The organism is Trichocoleus sp. DQ-A2 (assembly GCF_039961915.1).
Classification (GTDB): domain Bacteria; phylum Cyanobacteriota; class Cyanobacteriia; order Cyanobacteriales; family FACHB-T130; genus FACHB-T130.
This window is the reverse complement of sequence record NZ_JAMPKD010000003.1, coordinates 257955-271902: the sequence shown is the minus strand read 5'-3', so window position 1 is coordinate 271902 and position 13948 is coordinate 257955. Positions and strand designations below refer to the sequence as shown.

Sequence of the window (13948 nt, the reverse complement as noted above, 5' to 3'; positions counted from 1 at the left end):
CTAATTAAATGTCATCTTGACAAATTATTTGTCGTAGTTAAATCAAAGCCTGTAACCATCACTATACAAGGGTTACAGGCTATTTTACTATCTTTACCCTCATTTGGAGTCTATTGACAAATTAAGTGTCTAATCTCTGGAAATTGCCAAATTAGTTGTCCAAGTTCGGAAATGAGGATTTTTATCATCTTTGACAGATTGTTTGTCGCCATCAGTATAATTGTACTATGTTGCAATTAAACAGTATTGTTGAAAGATGACGGCAGATAACCATGATGCCTCTGCAATTGTGACCGAACTCTCGCATGAGGCGAAACTGAAGCTAGACATTATTGAGAGTTTGCTGGAACCGTGCGATCGCCAAACTTACGGGCAACGACTCAAAGAAGCTGCCAAGAAACTTGGCAAATCAGTAAGAACGGTGCAGCGATTGGTAGAAAAGTGGCAAGCAGAAGGTTTACTAGCCTTAACTGGCACAGAGAGGGCAGATAAAGGCAAGCATCGCATTTCTCAAGAGTGGCAAGACTTTATTATCAAAACCTACCGTGAGGGGAATAAGGGTGGTAAGCGGATGTCCCGCAAGCAGGTTGCTTTAAGGGTTGAAGTTAGAGCTAAGGAATTAGGAGAAGAGGATTATCCGAATTACCGCACGGTTTATCGAGTATTACAGCCCTTGATTGAAGCGCAAGAGCAAAAGAAAGGGGTTCGTAGTCCAGGGTGGCGAGGTTCACAGTTATCGGTTAAAACCCGCACAGGTGAGGATATTTCAGTGGAGTACAGCAACCATGTGTGGCAGTGTGACCATACTTGGGTCGATGCGCTGGTGGTTGATATAGAGGGAGAAATTATAGGTCGTCCTTGGTTGACAACTGTAATTGATACTTACTCACGCTGCATTCTGGGCATTCGCGTGGGGTTTGATGCGCCAAGTCCTCAAGTAGTAGCGTTGGCGTTGCGTCATGCGATATTACCCAAAAACTATGGGGCTGAGTATAGGTTGCATTGTCAGTGGGGAACGTATGGCAAACCAGAATACTTATTTACAGATGGCGGCAAAGATTTTCGCTCGGAACACTTAAAGCAAATTAGCGTACAGTTAGGTTTTAGTTGTATTCTACGCGCTCGCCCTAGTGAAGGTGGTGTGGTTGAGCGTCCGTTTGGGACTCTGAATACAGAGTTATTTGCAGGATTACCTGGATATGTTGGATCAAATGTACAGCAACGTCCAGAACAAGCGGAAAAGGAAGCTTGTTTAACTCTGCGGGAATTGGAAAAGTTAATTGTCCGCTACATCGTAGATAGCTATAACCAACGGATAGATAAGCGCATGGGAGATCAGACGCGCTATCAGCGTTGGGAAGCAGGTTTGTTAGCAACGCCAGATTTAATTGGTGAGCGAGATTTAGATATTTGTTTGATGAAGCAGACCAATCGCTCAATTTACCGAGAGGGTTATATCCGCTTTGAGAATTTGATGTATCAAGGAGAGAAGTTAGCGGGATATGCGGGGGAACGGGTGGTTTTGCGCTATGACCCTAGAGATATTACCAGTGTGCTGGTTTATCAACGGCAAAAAGATAAAGAAATATTTTTGGCTAGGGCGTATGCCACTGGATTGGAGACAGAACAAATATCGTTGGAAGAAGTTAAGACAAGTAATCAGAAGATTCGGGAAAAAGGGAAAACCATCAGTAATCATTCGATTTTGGAGGAAGTAAGAGACAGAGATATTTTTGTTGCCAAGAAAAAGACCAAGAAGGAACGACAGAAGGAAGAACAAAAACAATTACAATCTGCTGTCTTGAAATCCAAGCCTGTTGAGGTTGAACCAGAACCAGAGATTGAAGATACGCCAGTACCGAAAAAGAAACCAAGGGTATTGAATTATGACCAGTTAAAAGAGGATTATGGGTGGTAATCATGGCAGAAAATAAAGCTCAATCTGTCGCCGAACAATTAGGAGAAATTAAGTCGCTAGATGCCAAATTACAAGCGGAAATTGAACGATTAAGAGGCAAAAGCGTTGTGGAGTTGGAGCAAGTTAGCAAACTCCATGATTGGTTAGAAGGGAAAAGGCGAGCGCGTCAATCTTGTAGAGTTGTCGGGGAGTCGCGGACAGGAAAAACTGTAGCTTGTGATTCTTATAGATTAAGGCACAGACCAATTCAAGAAGTAGGAAAACCGCCGATTGTGCCTGTAGTGTATATTCAACCTCCACAAGAATGTACTTCAGGCGAATTATTTCGGGTGATTATTGAGCATCTGAAATACAAAATGGTTAAGGGAACGGTGGGAGAAATTCGTAGTCGGACGCTACAGGTTCTTAAACGCTGCGGTGTAGAAATGTTGATTATTGATGAGGCGGATCGGTTAAAGCCCAAGACTTTCGCTGATGTGCGGGATATTTTTGATAATTTGGGTATTTCTGTGGTTTTGGTAGGAACAGATCGCCTTGATACCGTGATTAAGCGTGATGAACAGGTTCATAACCGTTTCCGTGCTTCTTATCGTTTTGGCAAGTTGCAGGGGAATGAGTTTCAAGAAACTGTAGAGATTTGGGAACAAGATGTATTGCGTTTACCTGTACCGTCAAATCTGGGTACTAAGCAAATGTTGAAGATTTTAGGCGAAGCAACGGGTGGTTATATCGGGTTGATGGATATGATTTTGCGGGAAGCGGGAATTAGAGCTTTAGAGAAGGGATTGATGAAGATCGATCAGGCAACTTTGCAACAGGTAGCACAGGAATATAAGTGATGGATCAGATTCAACCTTGGTTGTTTGCGATCGCACCACTAGAAGGCGAGAGTTTAAGTCATTTTCTAGGGCGTTTTCGACGGGAAAATAATTTATCTACTTCAAGGTTAGGGAAAGAGGCAGGAATCGGTGCTGTTGTAGCACGATGGGAAAAATTCTATCTCAATCCGTTTCCATCGCGCAGGGAGTTGGAAGCGTTGGCGAAGGTGGTTCAGGTGGATGCGGATCTCTTGTGGGAGATGTTACCGCCTGAAGGGGTGGGGATGAAGCACGAACCAATTCGTTTGTGTGGGGCGTGTTATGGTGAGTCCCCTTGTCACAAGATTGAGTGGCAGTTTAAGACAACACAGGGATGCGATCGCCACCAGCTAAGTTTACTTTCAGAATGTCCCAACTGTGGGGCAAGGTTTAAAATTCCGGCTTTGTGGGCAGATGGATGGTGTCAGCGTTGTTTTACAACTTTTGCAGAAATGGGAAAAATGCAAAAGGGTAAAAGAAACAGTCTGTGATGATTTACCATAACTGCATAATTTTTGTAGAAAACTAATTTAGCTCACTTACCTTCATCAGAGACAACACGAATAGCTTCTTGGATTGATTCGAGGGCGCTACGGATTTCAGCTTTGAGTGCTTTGGCTTGCGTCTGAATTGCGTCAGCGTTAGTCCGTAAATTAGTTAGGTAAGTATTAATTTTGGTAATACAGTCTAATGCCGTTTCAATTCGCTGTATCTGCGCCTCTATAGCACCGCAATCCAGTTGAGACGAATAATTTTGTTGACTCGCTAATTGTTGGCGAATAATCAAAAACTGAATGGCGACAGTTAGCATTTCGTGGCTAGTTGCTACCCATTGACCGTATTCGCATTCGCCTACCGCCCAATTGCCAATCTCTTGAGCCAAACCATCGCGAGAACGGCTCAAGAAAATAGCAGCGTTGGTTTGACGTTGAGCCATTGCTTGAGTTAGTTGTCGAGCGATTCTTTGTCTGCCCCAACGCTGCGATTCCCTGTCTCTGACTTCAATCACAATCGAGATTGGTGTAGGAATCAGCGAGTTGGGAGTCAGTTTAATGACAATATCGCCAGATTCTTTATCATTACCGACATAATAAACTTCAGCATTACTAAATTTTGACCAGTTTTGCAGTTCAGCTACTACAGACTCCTCATAGGTAGTACCTTTAGCGATTGTCTGTTGAAGAACTGATTCGGCTACTTCTCGTTCGCGAAATTGTTGAGTCAGTTTGTCTACTTCGGTAGTCAGAGGTTTGATTGATTCACTAACGACAGTTTTGATAACTTTAGCTAAAGTGCCATTTTCAGCAGTGACGCTTTTGAGGGTGGTTGTGAATACGCCTTGAATTGAGTCACTGCGTTTGGGGTCTAAGAAGGTTTTAAGATTTTTGAGAGTGCTGCCCAAAACAGAAGATTCTTTAGTAGGGTCTATATCATTAGACAGCAAGGTTTTGACATCATTCAATCGCGATGTGAGGACAGTTGATGCTAGATTAATTTGAGCATTGATTGGCGCTAATACTTGACCTTCAGCCGTACCAATTTTACTAACTAATTCTTTTTGAACAGCTTTCGGAATAGCAGTGACAGCGCGATTGACTTCAGCCATTAATAACTCAATCTGCCTTTTGACAAATTCGGTATCTTGGCTGGTTTGGGTTCTTTCTAGGCAAAATATACCCACCTCAAACGCTCGAATACAAGCTTGTTCGTATTCTGCTTCTGGTAATCTTTGCAGGTAGCTTACTGCATCTCTGCTTACTATCTCTAAGTCGCAAATCAATATGGTATTATCGCAAATCTCAATTGGAGGAAGAGATTGATTGTCGTAATACTTGGGAATCCGGTTCATTGAACTAAGAGCATATTTATTAAATTACTTGCACTGTAGTACCAAATTTTTATGGAGGTCAACTCTCTGCTAAAAAGTTTTGTCAAATTGCAAAACTTAGTTAGCTAAGGTTCTTTTCTCATTGCTTGCCATTGTTCTATTAATGGGAAAACTAGATCGCTATTCTCCAGTAGCATATCGGTTACAGCCATAATGCGCTGATAGGGTTTACCAGTTTCTCTACGGCTGGCTTGTCCGGCTAACCAGTGATAAGTGGTGGATTTAGAGATTTGACAGATTTGCGCTAGTTCTTGATAACCCAAACCCCATCGAAAGCTGAACTCACTAGGAGATATAAACATCTGGTTGTGTAGTTCTAGCAATTGTTGCCGTTTTTGAGCTTGAGGATCGTCAGGCATAGTAACCCCTTATTGCTTCTAGTTCTAGTTGACTGAAAGGCGGGATATTGTTTTAAAAGGCAAAGCCGAAATTAGTGATGTGGTAGGAAGGGCTGTTCTCATCCAGCCAGACTAGATAGTGTCGTCTGGTGGCAAGACAACTGGCTTCGTGCGTCTAGAGGACACCGATGATAAGACCAAAATCTCGGTTGAGAACTTGATGCCAGTAAACCTATTCACCCAATTGGCATTTGAGTTGGGGAATGTGTTTTGGCAAAACCTCTGGTAAAGCGAAGAGTGGAGCCTGAGTAGCTACGTTAGACATAGGAACTTGCTTGTCTGAGGCTGTACTACTTCCCCTTATAACACTTATAGTGTGCAAAAACTCACTGATAATAGATGGATTTAGCTACGGTACTCGTTCAGTATTGTTTTGTGACACAAAACAACAACACTATTGAGTACCGCTTTGGCAAAGCGATTAGGCGGCGAAGGCGAGAACTAGATTTATCCCAAGAAGAACTGGCTGAAAGGTCAGGACTTCATCGTAACTACATCTCAGGTATAGAAAGCGGAGAGCGTAACCCTTCATTAAAAAATGTCGTCAAGCTAGTGGCAGCTTTGGAAATCTCTGTTTCTGGTCTCTTTGTTAATTACGGTATTGAGGTTAAGAGCGAACCGGAAAACGATGCCTGAAATTAGGTGCGTAGACAATCACTCACGCCTCAGCGATCGCCACCAGCTAAGTTTACTTTCAGAATGTCCCAACTGTGGGGCAAGGTTTAAAATACCTGCTTTGTGGGTGGACGGGCATTGTCAGCGGTGTTTTATGACGTTTGCTGAGATGGCAAAGTATCAGAAGCCTGTTTTACAGTAAATTCCATCATTTCTCGGAAAAGCGATCGCGTCTTTGAGAAGGATTAAAACTATTCCTTGGTGTAGATAAGTCTTGCTGTTCCAGTCCTGGTTCAAAAATGATTGCGGTAGCCGCGTCGTTTGAGTGCAGCGCGGATAACTTCAATTTTTTGGGCGATACGCCGTCCTGAAGCCCTGCGGTTATTGGCTTTGCTCTGGTTCGCTTTGATTGTTCTCAATGTTTGTAGCTCGCTCTAAACAACTAAAGCCACCCTACTCATAGGATGGCTAGCGAGAGAATTTCAAATGAGTATTTACATTGGGTGATGGGATTCTTAAGGATTGTGCTTAGGACAGCACAGCGCGTTTAAGAGTTGTCTGGGAATATCCTGCTAATGCTCCAATAGGAAGTCCATCAAAGCCAGATGGCGTAAATCGGCAGGTTGCGGACAGCGGTAGTTTTTACCCCTTCTAAACCAGCGTCGAACGGTAGACATGGAACGAGAGCAGATGAAAGCGATCGCTTCATGATTCACTTGCCATTTAGCGTAGAACTGCTGCGGGGTCATCCCAAGTTGACAGTAGCCGTAGAGGTCGATTAGGGTTTGCTCTCGTTCGGTGAGGGGACGGGGTTTCATGCGGCGTCCTCCACAGGTTCGAGGTCGTTTTCCCAGGCGATATCGGCAACTGTCCAAGGCGAACTGGGGGAGAGTTTATCGAGCCAGATCAGGTAGCACCACGTCCAAGCACACAGATGAGGAGCAAAGCTATAGAATCTGCCGATCGCAACTCCCCAGTCTGTCTTGTCGCCATCAGGAATCCACCGGAGTTTGTTGCCGTACAAGTAGCGAGGGGTTTGAACGTTGGGGAAGTTGGCTGGCAGGTCAATGGATAGGGGTGGGAATACTTGGTGAACTAAGCTGGGGAGTATGTCGGTGCTGCCGTGACGGATGGCGTTTAAGTAGCCAGCGATCGCTTTTCCTTTGAGGTTGGCGCTTAATTCTCGGATGAGGATGGCGGCTAGGCTTTCGAGTTCGGGTTGAGTTAGGTTCATCCACGCGGCATCGAAGTCGGCATCGGAGTAGGTTTTCAGGCGGGTGAGGAGGTGAGGAATCGCAAAATCTTCTAAGGCTTGCTGATAGCCTTTCTGATAGATACAGAGGTTATCAGTTCGATAGCTTGGTTTTACCATTGTTAGAGTCTCCTTGTATTGGGGAGCCAGGAGCCAGCGGAGAGCCTCGCAAACTTAACCGCTGGCTTTCGGCTTTTTTTCAAATTTAGCACTTATACAGCACATATAAATGCTGTGTATAGGCTGAACTCGACATAATGGGCTAGATACAGCACAGTTAATGATGATCGGCTTAGACGAGAAACTTTTCCGATGACCAAACGCTTAGCCACCTATTTAGCAGATGGAATCTATGATCTACTTGAAGACTGGGCAAATCAAGAACGTCGCTCTATTAGCAGCTTGGCAGCATTCCTTCTAGAAAAAGCTGTTAGAGAGCATCAGGAACAGATACAAAAACAGCCCCCGCCATCTGATAAGCAGCAGGAGCGTTGAGTGCAGTATGTGCGATCGCTTTTCCTCATCGTCCGAGGTGCGATCGCTTTCAGCAGTTACAGCAGCAGATCGAGGCGTGGCAAGCGTTGCCGGAGAAGTTGGGAGGGAATGAATGAGCGATGACATCCGTTTATCATCCGAGATGTGATCGCTGTCGGTTGCCTTTTAAGGGGATGAGTGCCTATCAGAAAGCTTTTTTAGCGAAGTATTTTTCTTAATTAACCATAAAAGTGAGCAGCGAGGAATAGCCATTAGCAAAGTGCAAAGGCTCCGTGCTCCTGCTCCACTACGTTGTTAGACCGCGTAAAATGAATGATAGATGATCTATTTTTTCATGAGGAAATATCTGCTATCTATGTCGTCTTCTGGGCCATTTAACCCAAGACGCTGAGGAATATTTCCATTAAAATTCACGCACAAATCCAACTCCGTTATGAAGTCTCCTCTACCTGTCGGATGATCGTACCCTAAATTGTGAAAGATTTCATGTACTAAGGTAGCGGCCCAATAGTCAACGTCACTTCTTAGCCAATAGCTAGACCCATCGCCTAAATAGTCTCTGTTGAAAGCAACTCTCAGAAGGTCTCCCTTTTCTGGAAATTGACCAGCATTACCAATTGGAGCCCAACCAACAGCATCTTTGTGCCTTGGATCTGTTCCAGACCACATATAGGCAACGGTCGTCTTTATAGGACGATTTCCACTTGCAGCATTAACAAACACTTGCTTTAGTTGATTGTCCACAGTTTGTTTATTGGGTTTAGATCTGACAGTTCTCACTAAAGCACAATCTATAAGTTTTGACCTCTGTGTTGCATTATTTAGCTGCTCATGCAACTTGCTTGCTGATAATCTAATCATAGTTTGCTCAGACTGATCAAAATTGTTGTGAGCATATACCCAAAAATTACCTTTAGCAAATACAAGCGTCCGTGGGCGGATATAGGCTGTGTCAACAAAGGTTTCAGCAATGCTAGGAACTACAAATATTAAACTAACACTGAGGACAAAACCTACGAACAGAAACTTGAGAAACTGGATTATTGATTTCTTCATGGCACGTCAATTCTTTCGTCAACTAATATCTTTTAACTGGTGAAAATGGGGAAATAGACCGAGCTTGTGTGGCAAGAATCCAGCATAGCCGCGTTTTACAGCATCTGCCACCCCTTTATTGGATTGTTTGCTCATGTTGAAATATTTTCAATATTGGTCTAACCAACGAATACCCCACTCCCGCTCCCACTGTCGGTGAGAAAAAGTGAGTTACTTTTGTAAGGGTTTGTAAATTTTTCAATTGTTGAGCAACGGGCAAAAGACCCTTGCATCTGAAACCCTCATCTCGTTGCATGAAACCAATCTAACTGTCGGCATACGCCTTGGCAGTCGGAAAAAGTCAGAGAAAAGTCGGAAGAAAGTCAGATCCTTAGAGCAGCCAGAACCAATCAGTGTGTCTACAAACCGACTCAGGGCTTTTCACCCATCCCTAAAGGTCATAACTTGCCCCATTCTGGGCTAACCACTGCTTACGATCGCACCAATCACTCACAACCCGCTCCACCCTATCCCAAAACGCATTGGTATGATGCGGTTCAATCAGATGCACCAACTCGTGAACCACCATATACTCAATCATCGTTCGCGGCAGCATCGCCACTCGCCAATGAAAATACAAGTCTCCCTTGTGTCCGCAGGAACCCCAACGGTAGCCTAACTCGCGTACCTGCACCGAGCGGGGAGAAGCCCCAACACGCTTGACAGAAGCAGCAATCTGTGTATCTAAAATCGGGCGAAGGCGATCGCAATACCATCGAATAAACTCTTCTCTCCCCCGTGCCTGTGCGTCGCGCTGCAATTCAAAGCGGCTTTGGTACAATCTCAGCGGTGGCTGTCGGTTCACACCATCTACCAGCTTGAGGCGATAGCTGCGTCCCAGGTAATAAAACCCTTCTCCTGAAACGTATTCTTTGACAGTAGTGGGGGGATTGAGGGATTCTTTTTTGAGGAGTTTGCTGTAAATCCAGAGGCGTTTGTCACGAACTACCTTCTCCAGCGTTTCCATCGGCACTTCTGGAGGAGATGCCAGGATTAATTGACCGTCCCGTTCGACGGTGATGCCGATGGTGCGACGTTTGGCACTGTGGCGCAGTTCAAAACTGAGGTCGCCAAAGGTGATGGTGGTCATGCCATCAAACTATCACGATTCTTACGTGCTAGTTGCACCAGTTTATCCGCCACTTCTTCGAGTTGGTCGTAGTCCACTAAATCGTTAGTATCCAAGTAATCGGCTATCCAGCGTCTCAAGTCTTCTTGGACAATGGGACTTGCCCAATTCACCCGCCGCACTTCTTGGCGGATGCGATCGACAATTTCTACAGTGGCTTGGGCGAGTTTGGGCAGTTCTATCTGTGAATGTTCGCCCAAGATGTTGAGGAAAGGAAGCTGAGTTTTCGGGTCGAGTCCCGTTTCATTGGTGGGGCGACCTGCTTGGATTTGTTCGATATACTGGCGTAACGCCTCAACTTTTTCGTCCCAATTGTCGGCAAGAGATTCCAGGATTTCTGTCAGTCTTTCGCTCAGGTTTTTGTAATAAACGGGGTCTTCATCATAGTGGATGCTGATGTGGTGACGGGCAGCGAATTCCATTTCTGCCGCTTGTGCTTTAATTGAGCGATGGCGCTGGACGTGGGTTTTGAAGTCCAAGGACAGGATATCAATTGGCGGCACTTTCGGGTCAATTCCTTGGGATTCAATGTATTGGTCAATTAATGCCCGGACTTTCTCTTTGGCACTGACAAGGTTGAGTTTTTCATCCCGGTAAAGGTCAGCAACGGATTTTTTAATTAAACCGAGTTTCTTGGCATCTTTGACATAGGGCAAGGCTTCTGGGCGGGGGAGGATAGTGTCGAGGGTGTCGAGGAAGTCTTTGAAGGTGTCGTTGAATTCGACTCGCAGGCGTTCGTCTCGGAGTAAGTCTACACAGCTTTCTACGTCATCAATTGTGCAGCCGTTTTGGGTGAATAAGGCAATGACTCGCTGGTGTTTGTCGCGCAGTTTGGGCAATTCTTGGCGAATATCAAACCAAGCATTTTCGACATCCACATTGTCGTAAACCGAGAGGGCAGCCGCGATATCAACGCCGTAGTAATCGACGACTAGCCCGTATTTTTTGGTATCGTCATAGACGCGGTTGACACGGGCAATGGCTTGCAGCAATTCATATTCTTTCATGCCCCGGTCTAAATATAAAACTTGCTCCAGTGGGGCATCAAAGCCAGTCAGGAGCATACTTTTAACCGTTAAAATCGCTAAACTAGCTTGGTCTAATGGCTTTTTGAATCGCTCGATATGGGTTTCTTGTTGACTCTTATCCGTCCACTTTTTCCAGCTTGGGTCGTCGTCTTTGTCGGAGGAGATGACGGTGGCAAATTCCAAGCGGCGGATGGTGTCTAGGTGGGGGAAGGCTAAGGCGAGAAAGCGAGTTTCTGCATCCAGGGATTCTAAGGTTTCGGGGTTTAGACTGGCTAAGATGGCGGTGCGAGATTGGAGTTGTTGCACCAGTGCTTGTTGCGCTTCGACAAATGCCTCTTGGTAGCGCACGGCGGCGAGACGGGTTGAGGCGACGACTTGAGCCTTGAAGCCTCCGGGTAGGATACGCTCGATATAGTGGCGCAGCATATTCCGGGCTTTGGCTTTAATGAGTTCCCGTGCTTCCGAGACTTGGGTTTTGGTGGCGTATTTGGCTTTAATTTCCGCCCGTTCTTCTGGGGTTTTATCCTGAAAGATGATTTCAAACAGTTGGTCGAGGTCATCGCCAGAGGTGACGGCACCTCTGGCTTCTAAGCCTTCGTAAAGGATGGGCAAGGTAACGCCGTCTGCTTGGGATTGGCGGATGTTGTACTGGTCGATGAAGGAACCAAAGATGCGCCGGGTGTTTGTTCTGGCGCTGGTTTCGATGGGGGTGCCAGTGAAGCCGATGCGGACGCAGTTGGGTAAGGCTTCTAGGAGGTTGGCGTGGAGGGTGCTGGCGTGGGAACGGTGAGCTTCGTCAATTAGGACTAGGATATCTTCGGAAGGATTGAGGTTTTTCTTGATTGGCTCAATTTGTTCTTCTTCCTCGGAATCTTCGCCGCCTTTGAATTTTTGAATCATCCCGAAGACTAAGCCAGCACCGGGTTGTTTGAGGTAGTCTTCTAGCTTTTTGACCTTTTTTGCTCTCTGTAAGGGTTCGCCTGTCAGGACGGCTGTATCGGAGAGTTGCTTTTCTAAGTCGGTGCGGTCAGTAACGACAATTATCTTGAAGCGGCGCAAGGCAGGGATGGTGCGGATTTTCCGTATCAAGTACACCATTGTCAGGCTTTTGCCGGAGCCTTGGGTATGCCAGATGATACCACCGCGTTGGTCGTCGCTGCCGTGTTGGGTGCGGGTTGGGTTGTGCAGGAGTCGCCCGATGGCTTCGTGGACTGCCCGATATTGTTGGTAACGGGGGACGAGTTTAATCGTGCGTCCGCCCCTAGTTTTGAACAGGGTGAAGTTTCGCAGGATGTCGAGGAGGTTGGCAGGGTGCAGCATCCCGGCGATGAGCATTTGGCGGGAGTTGAGTTCGGTAACGCCGAGTTCTGCGGTAATTTCGGCTTTGGGGCGGGAAGTGGTGTCTTTCCACTCGACATAATGCTCGTAGTTCGCTCCGATGGTTCCTGCTGCCGCCCTTCCTCTAGAGGCAGCTATCATTAACTGGTTGTAGTGAAATAGCTTTTCTGCACCTTCCGGTTGGCTGCTTCCCCGTTGATTGGAATATTGCAACAAATCGCGTATGGCTTCGGTGATGGGGTTATCGAGTTTAGGGCTTTTGCACTCGATGACGACGAGGGGGATGCCGTTGACGAGTAGCACGATGTCCGGGACGATAAACCCTCGGTTGCCTGTTGCCCAAGGGGGGTCTACTCGGTATTGATTGATGGCTAGGAAGTCGTTATTTTCAGGATGCTCGAAGTCGATGAAGTGGACGGTGTGCTGTTTGCCGTCTTGCCCCAGAACGGTGGTGCCTTTGAGGAGTAATTCTGTAGCGGCTTGATTGGCTTCCATCAGCCTTTGTGTGCCCAGACGTTCTAGCTGACTCACGGCAGCGTTTACTTGGGTATCATCGAGCCAAGGATTGCCGTTGTCGTCGAGGTTGATGCGCTTGATGGCGGCTTTTAGGCGATCGCTAATTAGGACTTGCTTGAAATTCTCGCGATCGGTAACTTGGGGGTTGTCCCAACTGCCTTCGATGTACTGCCAACCCATGCTAGTAAGTTGGTCGATGGTTGGCTTTTCAGCGTAGATATATTCTGGAGTTTGTTGAGTCATTGAAGGTGTTTCTTAAATACTCAAGGTAAGAATGCTCTATGGCTAAGAACAATTGGTCATCTCTATCAATAAATTCGATAGGATTCAGACTTAATTTATTAGAACGCAAAGGTTTACACGCGAAAAATGGTTTTCCTGAAGATATGATTTCCGGAAATAAGTAGTTACAGTTAAATTCAGAAGTCAATTGAGGAAGACTTCTTTGCACTAGGATTTTATTTAGCTGGCTTTCGCTTATGTCTTTATAAATAGGTAATATAAAATATCTTTTTATATTGGTTGCTAGAAATAAATCATAAATATTGTTTTCATCTGTCACACAATCAAAATTAATAGTATGAATGCACAATAAATCATCTATATAGGCAAGTTTAAATCCTTGATTAACTAAATTTAGTTTAGGAGCATTATCAATATCCTCAATTATCCAAGCTAAATATGTAATATCGTTAATTTTTTGAAATCTTCCTTCTACAAGAGTAGCAATCTCGTAAGCTCCACCGTAAAAGTAAAACAAATTTTCAGATATTGACATTTCACAACTAAAAAGCCATCCACAGATAGTAAGGCATTCAATAACAACATCATCAAAGTCGGTTTGTATTTTCCCAGACCCCAAAGATGGTCTAGAAATCTTTTTCAGCAATTCTTCCATATCGGAAGTCCCACTACCGCAGATTTTTACATCTCCGTATCTAGAAGAATTTGTTTGATAAATAAGACAATCATTAAAAGAATATTCAAAATGTTCTATGCCCTCCGAGTCGGCGATGTATCCTAGAAAAGCAACTCCTTGGTTTGCTCCCCATTCACTAGGGCTTCTATAGATTTCCCTAAAAAATTGATGAATGGATTCCCTTGTAAATTTTTGGCTATTTGATTGCCTTTTTAATTCTGATATAATTGTCTTTGCTGCTATATAGCTGCCAGCCCATCCGATGGCTAAATTGTCATCTATTATGTTAATTTTTTGTCTTAATCCTGTGATAGTATAACCAGACCCTTCAGGAAAAACATCAGAAATATTACCAATTGTTGGAATAGTTATATTTTGCCCTGATTCCTCACCTGATAACAATGCATCTCCAATAAGGACAGGAAGATTGCTTATCGTTAAAGTAGCTATTAAAGTCATATCAATTTAATTATTTACAGAGTTAACTCGTCCTGTTTTAG

Annotated in this window: 13 protein-coding genes; 5 read left to right on the top strand and 8 right to left on the bottom strand. The window is 44.9% G+C overall.

What is annotated here, in order from left to right:
• The first annotated feature begins 256 nt into the window (after positions 1 to 256).
• From NC997_RS04015 to NC997_RS04005, 3 genes are read left to right on the top strand one after another with little or no spacing between them, the layout of a single operon-like run.
• The gene (locus NC997_RS04015; RefSeq protein WP_190529040.1) at positions 257 to 1918 is read left to right on the top strand and encodes a Mu transposase C-terminal domain-containing protein; all 1662 of its coding nucleotides are present in this window, start codon (positions 257 to 259) and stop codon (positions 1916 to 1918) included.
• Between the two features lie 2 nt (positions 1919 to 1920).
• Complete coding sequence (locus NC997_RS04010; RefSeq protein ID WP_190529038.1) at positions 1921 to 2757, top strand: TniB family NTP-binding protein; 837 nt, start codon at positions 1921 to 1923, stop codon at positions 2755 to 2757.
• Positions 2757 to 3266 carry a TniQ family protein gene (locus NC997_RS04005; RefSeq protein WP_190529036.1) on the top strand — a complete coding sequence of 170 codons (510 nt, stop codon included), beginning with the start codon at positions 2757 to 2759 and terminating at the stop codon, positions 3264 to 3266. Before NC997_RS04010 ends, NC997_RS04005 begins: the two co-directional genes overlap by 1 nt.
• 44 nt (positions 3267 to 3310) lie before the next feature.
• On the opposite strand, the gene NC997_RS04000 is transcribed toward NC997_RS04005, so the two are convergent.
• The gene (locus NC997_RS04000) at positions 3311 to 4624 is read right to left on the bottom strand and encodes a hypothetical protein (protein ID WP_190529034.1); all 1314 of its coding nucleotides are present in this window, start codon (positions 4622 to 4624) and stop codon (positions 3311 to 3313) included.
• Positions 4625 to 4728: 104 nt separating this feature from the next.
• The gene (locus tag NC997_RS03995; protein WP_190529032.1) at positions 4729 to 5022 is read right to left on the bottom strand and encodes a helix-turn-helix domain-containing protein; all 294 of its coding nucleotides are present in this window, start codon (positions 5020 to 5022) and stop codon (positions 4729 to 4731) included.
• 378 nt (positions 5023 to 5400) lie between these two features.
• Between NC997_RS03995 and NC997_RS03990 the strand changes: the two genes are divergently transcribed.
• Positions 5401 to 5697 (top strand): helix-turn-helix transcriptional regulator, encoded by a 297-nt coding sequence (locus NC997_RS03990; protein ID WP_190529030.1) that lies wholly within the window; start codon positions 5401 to 5403, stop codon positions 5695 to 5697.
• 551 nt (positions 5698 to 6248) lie between these two features.
• Here NC997_RS03990 and NC997_RS03985 read toward each other — a convergent pair.
• On the bottom strand, positions 6249 to 6494 hold the full coding sequence (locus tag NC997_RS03985) for a helix-turn-helix domain-containing protein (protein WP_190529028.1): 246 nt from the start codon (positions 6492 to 6494) through the stop codon (positions 6249 to 6251).
• A complete protein-coding gene (locus NC997_RS03980) occupies positions 6491 to 7048 on the bottom strand; it encodes a hypothetical protein (RefSeq protein WP_190529026.1) in 558 nt (185 codons plus the stop codon). The genes NC997_RS03985 and NC997_RS03980 overlap by 4 nt, the downstream gene beginning before the upstream one ends.
• 192 nt (positions 7049 to 7240) lie before the next feature.
• Between NC997_RS03980 and NC997_RS03975 the strand changes: the two genes are divergently transcribed.
• Entirely contained in the window at positions 7241 to 7423 is a 183-nt protein-coding gene (locus tag NC997_RS03975; protein ID WP_190529024.1) for a hypothetical protein, read from the top strand.
• Between the two features lie 324 nt (positions 7424 to 7747).
• Here NC997_RS03975 and NC997_RS03970 read toward each other — a convergent pair whose 3' ends face one another.
• The 4 genes from NC997_RS03970 to NC997_RS03955 form a co-directional block, all read right to left on the bottom strand.
• Positions 7748 to 8479, bottom strand: a complete 732-nt coding sequence (locus NC997_RS03970; protein ID WP_190529022.1) for a hypothetical protein — start codon at positions 8477 to 8479, stop codon at positions 7748 to 7750.
• Positions 8480 to 8909: 430 nt separating this feature from the next.
• Positions 8910 to 9608: a SprT family zinc-dependent metalloprotease gene (locus NC997_RS03965; protein ID WP_190529020.1), complete on the bottom strand. Its 699-nt coding sequence runs from the start codon at positions 9606 to 9608 to the stop codon at positions 8910 to 8912.
• A complete protein-coding gene (locus NC997_RS03960) occupies positions 9605 to 12772 on the bottom strand; it encodes an HsdR family type I site-specific deoxyribonuclease (protein ID WP_190529017.1) in 3168 nt (1055 codons plus the stop codon). The genes NC997_RS03965 and NC997_RS03960 overlap by 4 nt, the downstream gene beginning before the upstream one ends.
• Positions 12738 to 13907 (bottom strand): hypothetical protein, encoded by a 1170-nt coding sequence (locus NC997_RS03955; RefSeq protein WP_190529015.1) that lies wholly within the window; start codon positions 13905 to 13907, stop codon positions 12738 to 12740. The genes NC997_RS03960 and NC997_RS03955 overlap by 35 nt, the downstream gene beginning before the upstream one ends.
• Positions 13908 to 13948 lie beyond the last annotated feature (41 nt).

Coding starts and splice junctions, on each gene's coding strand:
- NC997_RS04015 (WP_190529040.1), top strand. CDS start 257: ATGACGGCAGATAACCATGATGCCTCTGCAATTGTGACCGAACTCTCG.
- NC997_RS04010 (WP_190529038.1), top strand. CDS start 1,921: ATGGCAGAAAATAAAGCTCAATCTGTCGCCGAACAATTAGGAGAAATT.
- NC997_RS04005 (WP_190529036.1), top strand. CDS start 2,757: ATGGATCAGATTCAACCTTGGTTGTTTGCGATCGCACCACTAGAAGGC.
- NC997_RS04000 (WP_190529034.1), bottom strand. CDS start 4,624: ATGAACCGGATTCCCAAGTATTACGACAATCAATCTCTTCCTCCAATT.
- NC997_RS03995 (WP_190529032.1), bottom strand. CDS start 5,022: ATGCCTGACGATCCTCAAGCTCAAAAACGGCAACAATTGCTAGAACTA.
- NC997_RS03990 (WP_190529030.1), top strand. CDS start 5,401: ATGGATTTAGCTACGGTACTCGTTCAGTATTGTTTTGTGACACAAAAC.
- NC997_RS03985 (WP_190529028.1), bottom strand. CDS start 6,494: ATGAAACCCCGTCCCCTCACCGAACGAGAGCAAACCCTAATCGACCTC.
- NC997_RS03980 (WP_190529026.1), bottom strand. CDS start 7,048: ATGGTAAAACCAAGCTATCGAACTGATAACCTCTGTATCTATCAGAAA.
- NC997_RS03975 (WP_190529024.1), top strand. CDS start 7,241: ATGACCAAACGCTTAGCCACCTATTTAGCAGATGGAATCTATGATCTA.
- NC997_RS03970 (WP_190529022.1), bottom strand. CDS start 8,479: ATGAAGAAATCAATAATCCAGTTTCTCAAGTTTCTGTTCGTAGGTTTT.
- NC997_RS03965 (WP_190529020.1), bottom strand. CDS start 9,608: ATGACCACCATCACCTTTGGCGACCTCAGTTTTGAACTGCGCCACAGT.
- NC997_RS03960 (WP_190529017.1), bottom strand. CDS start 12,772: ATGACTCAACAAACTCCAGAATATATCTACGCTGAAAAGCCAACCATC.
- NC997_RS03955 (WP_190529015.1), bottom strand. CDS start 13,907: ATGACTTTAATAGCTACTTTAACGATAAGCAATCTTCCTGTCCTTATT.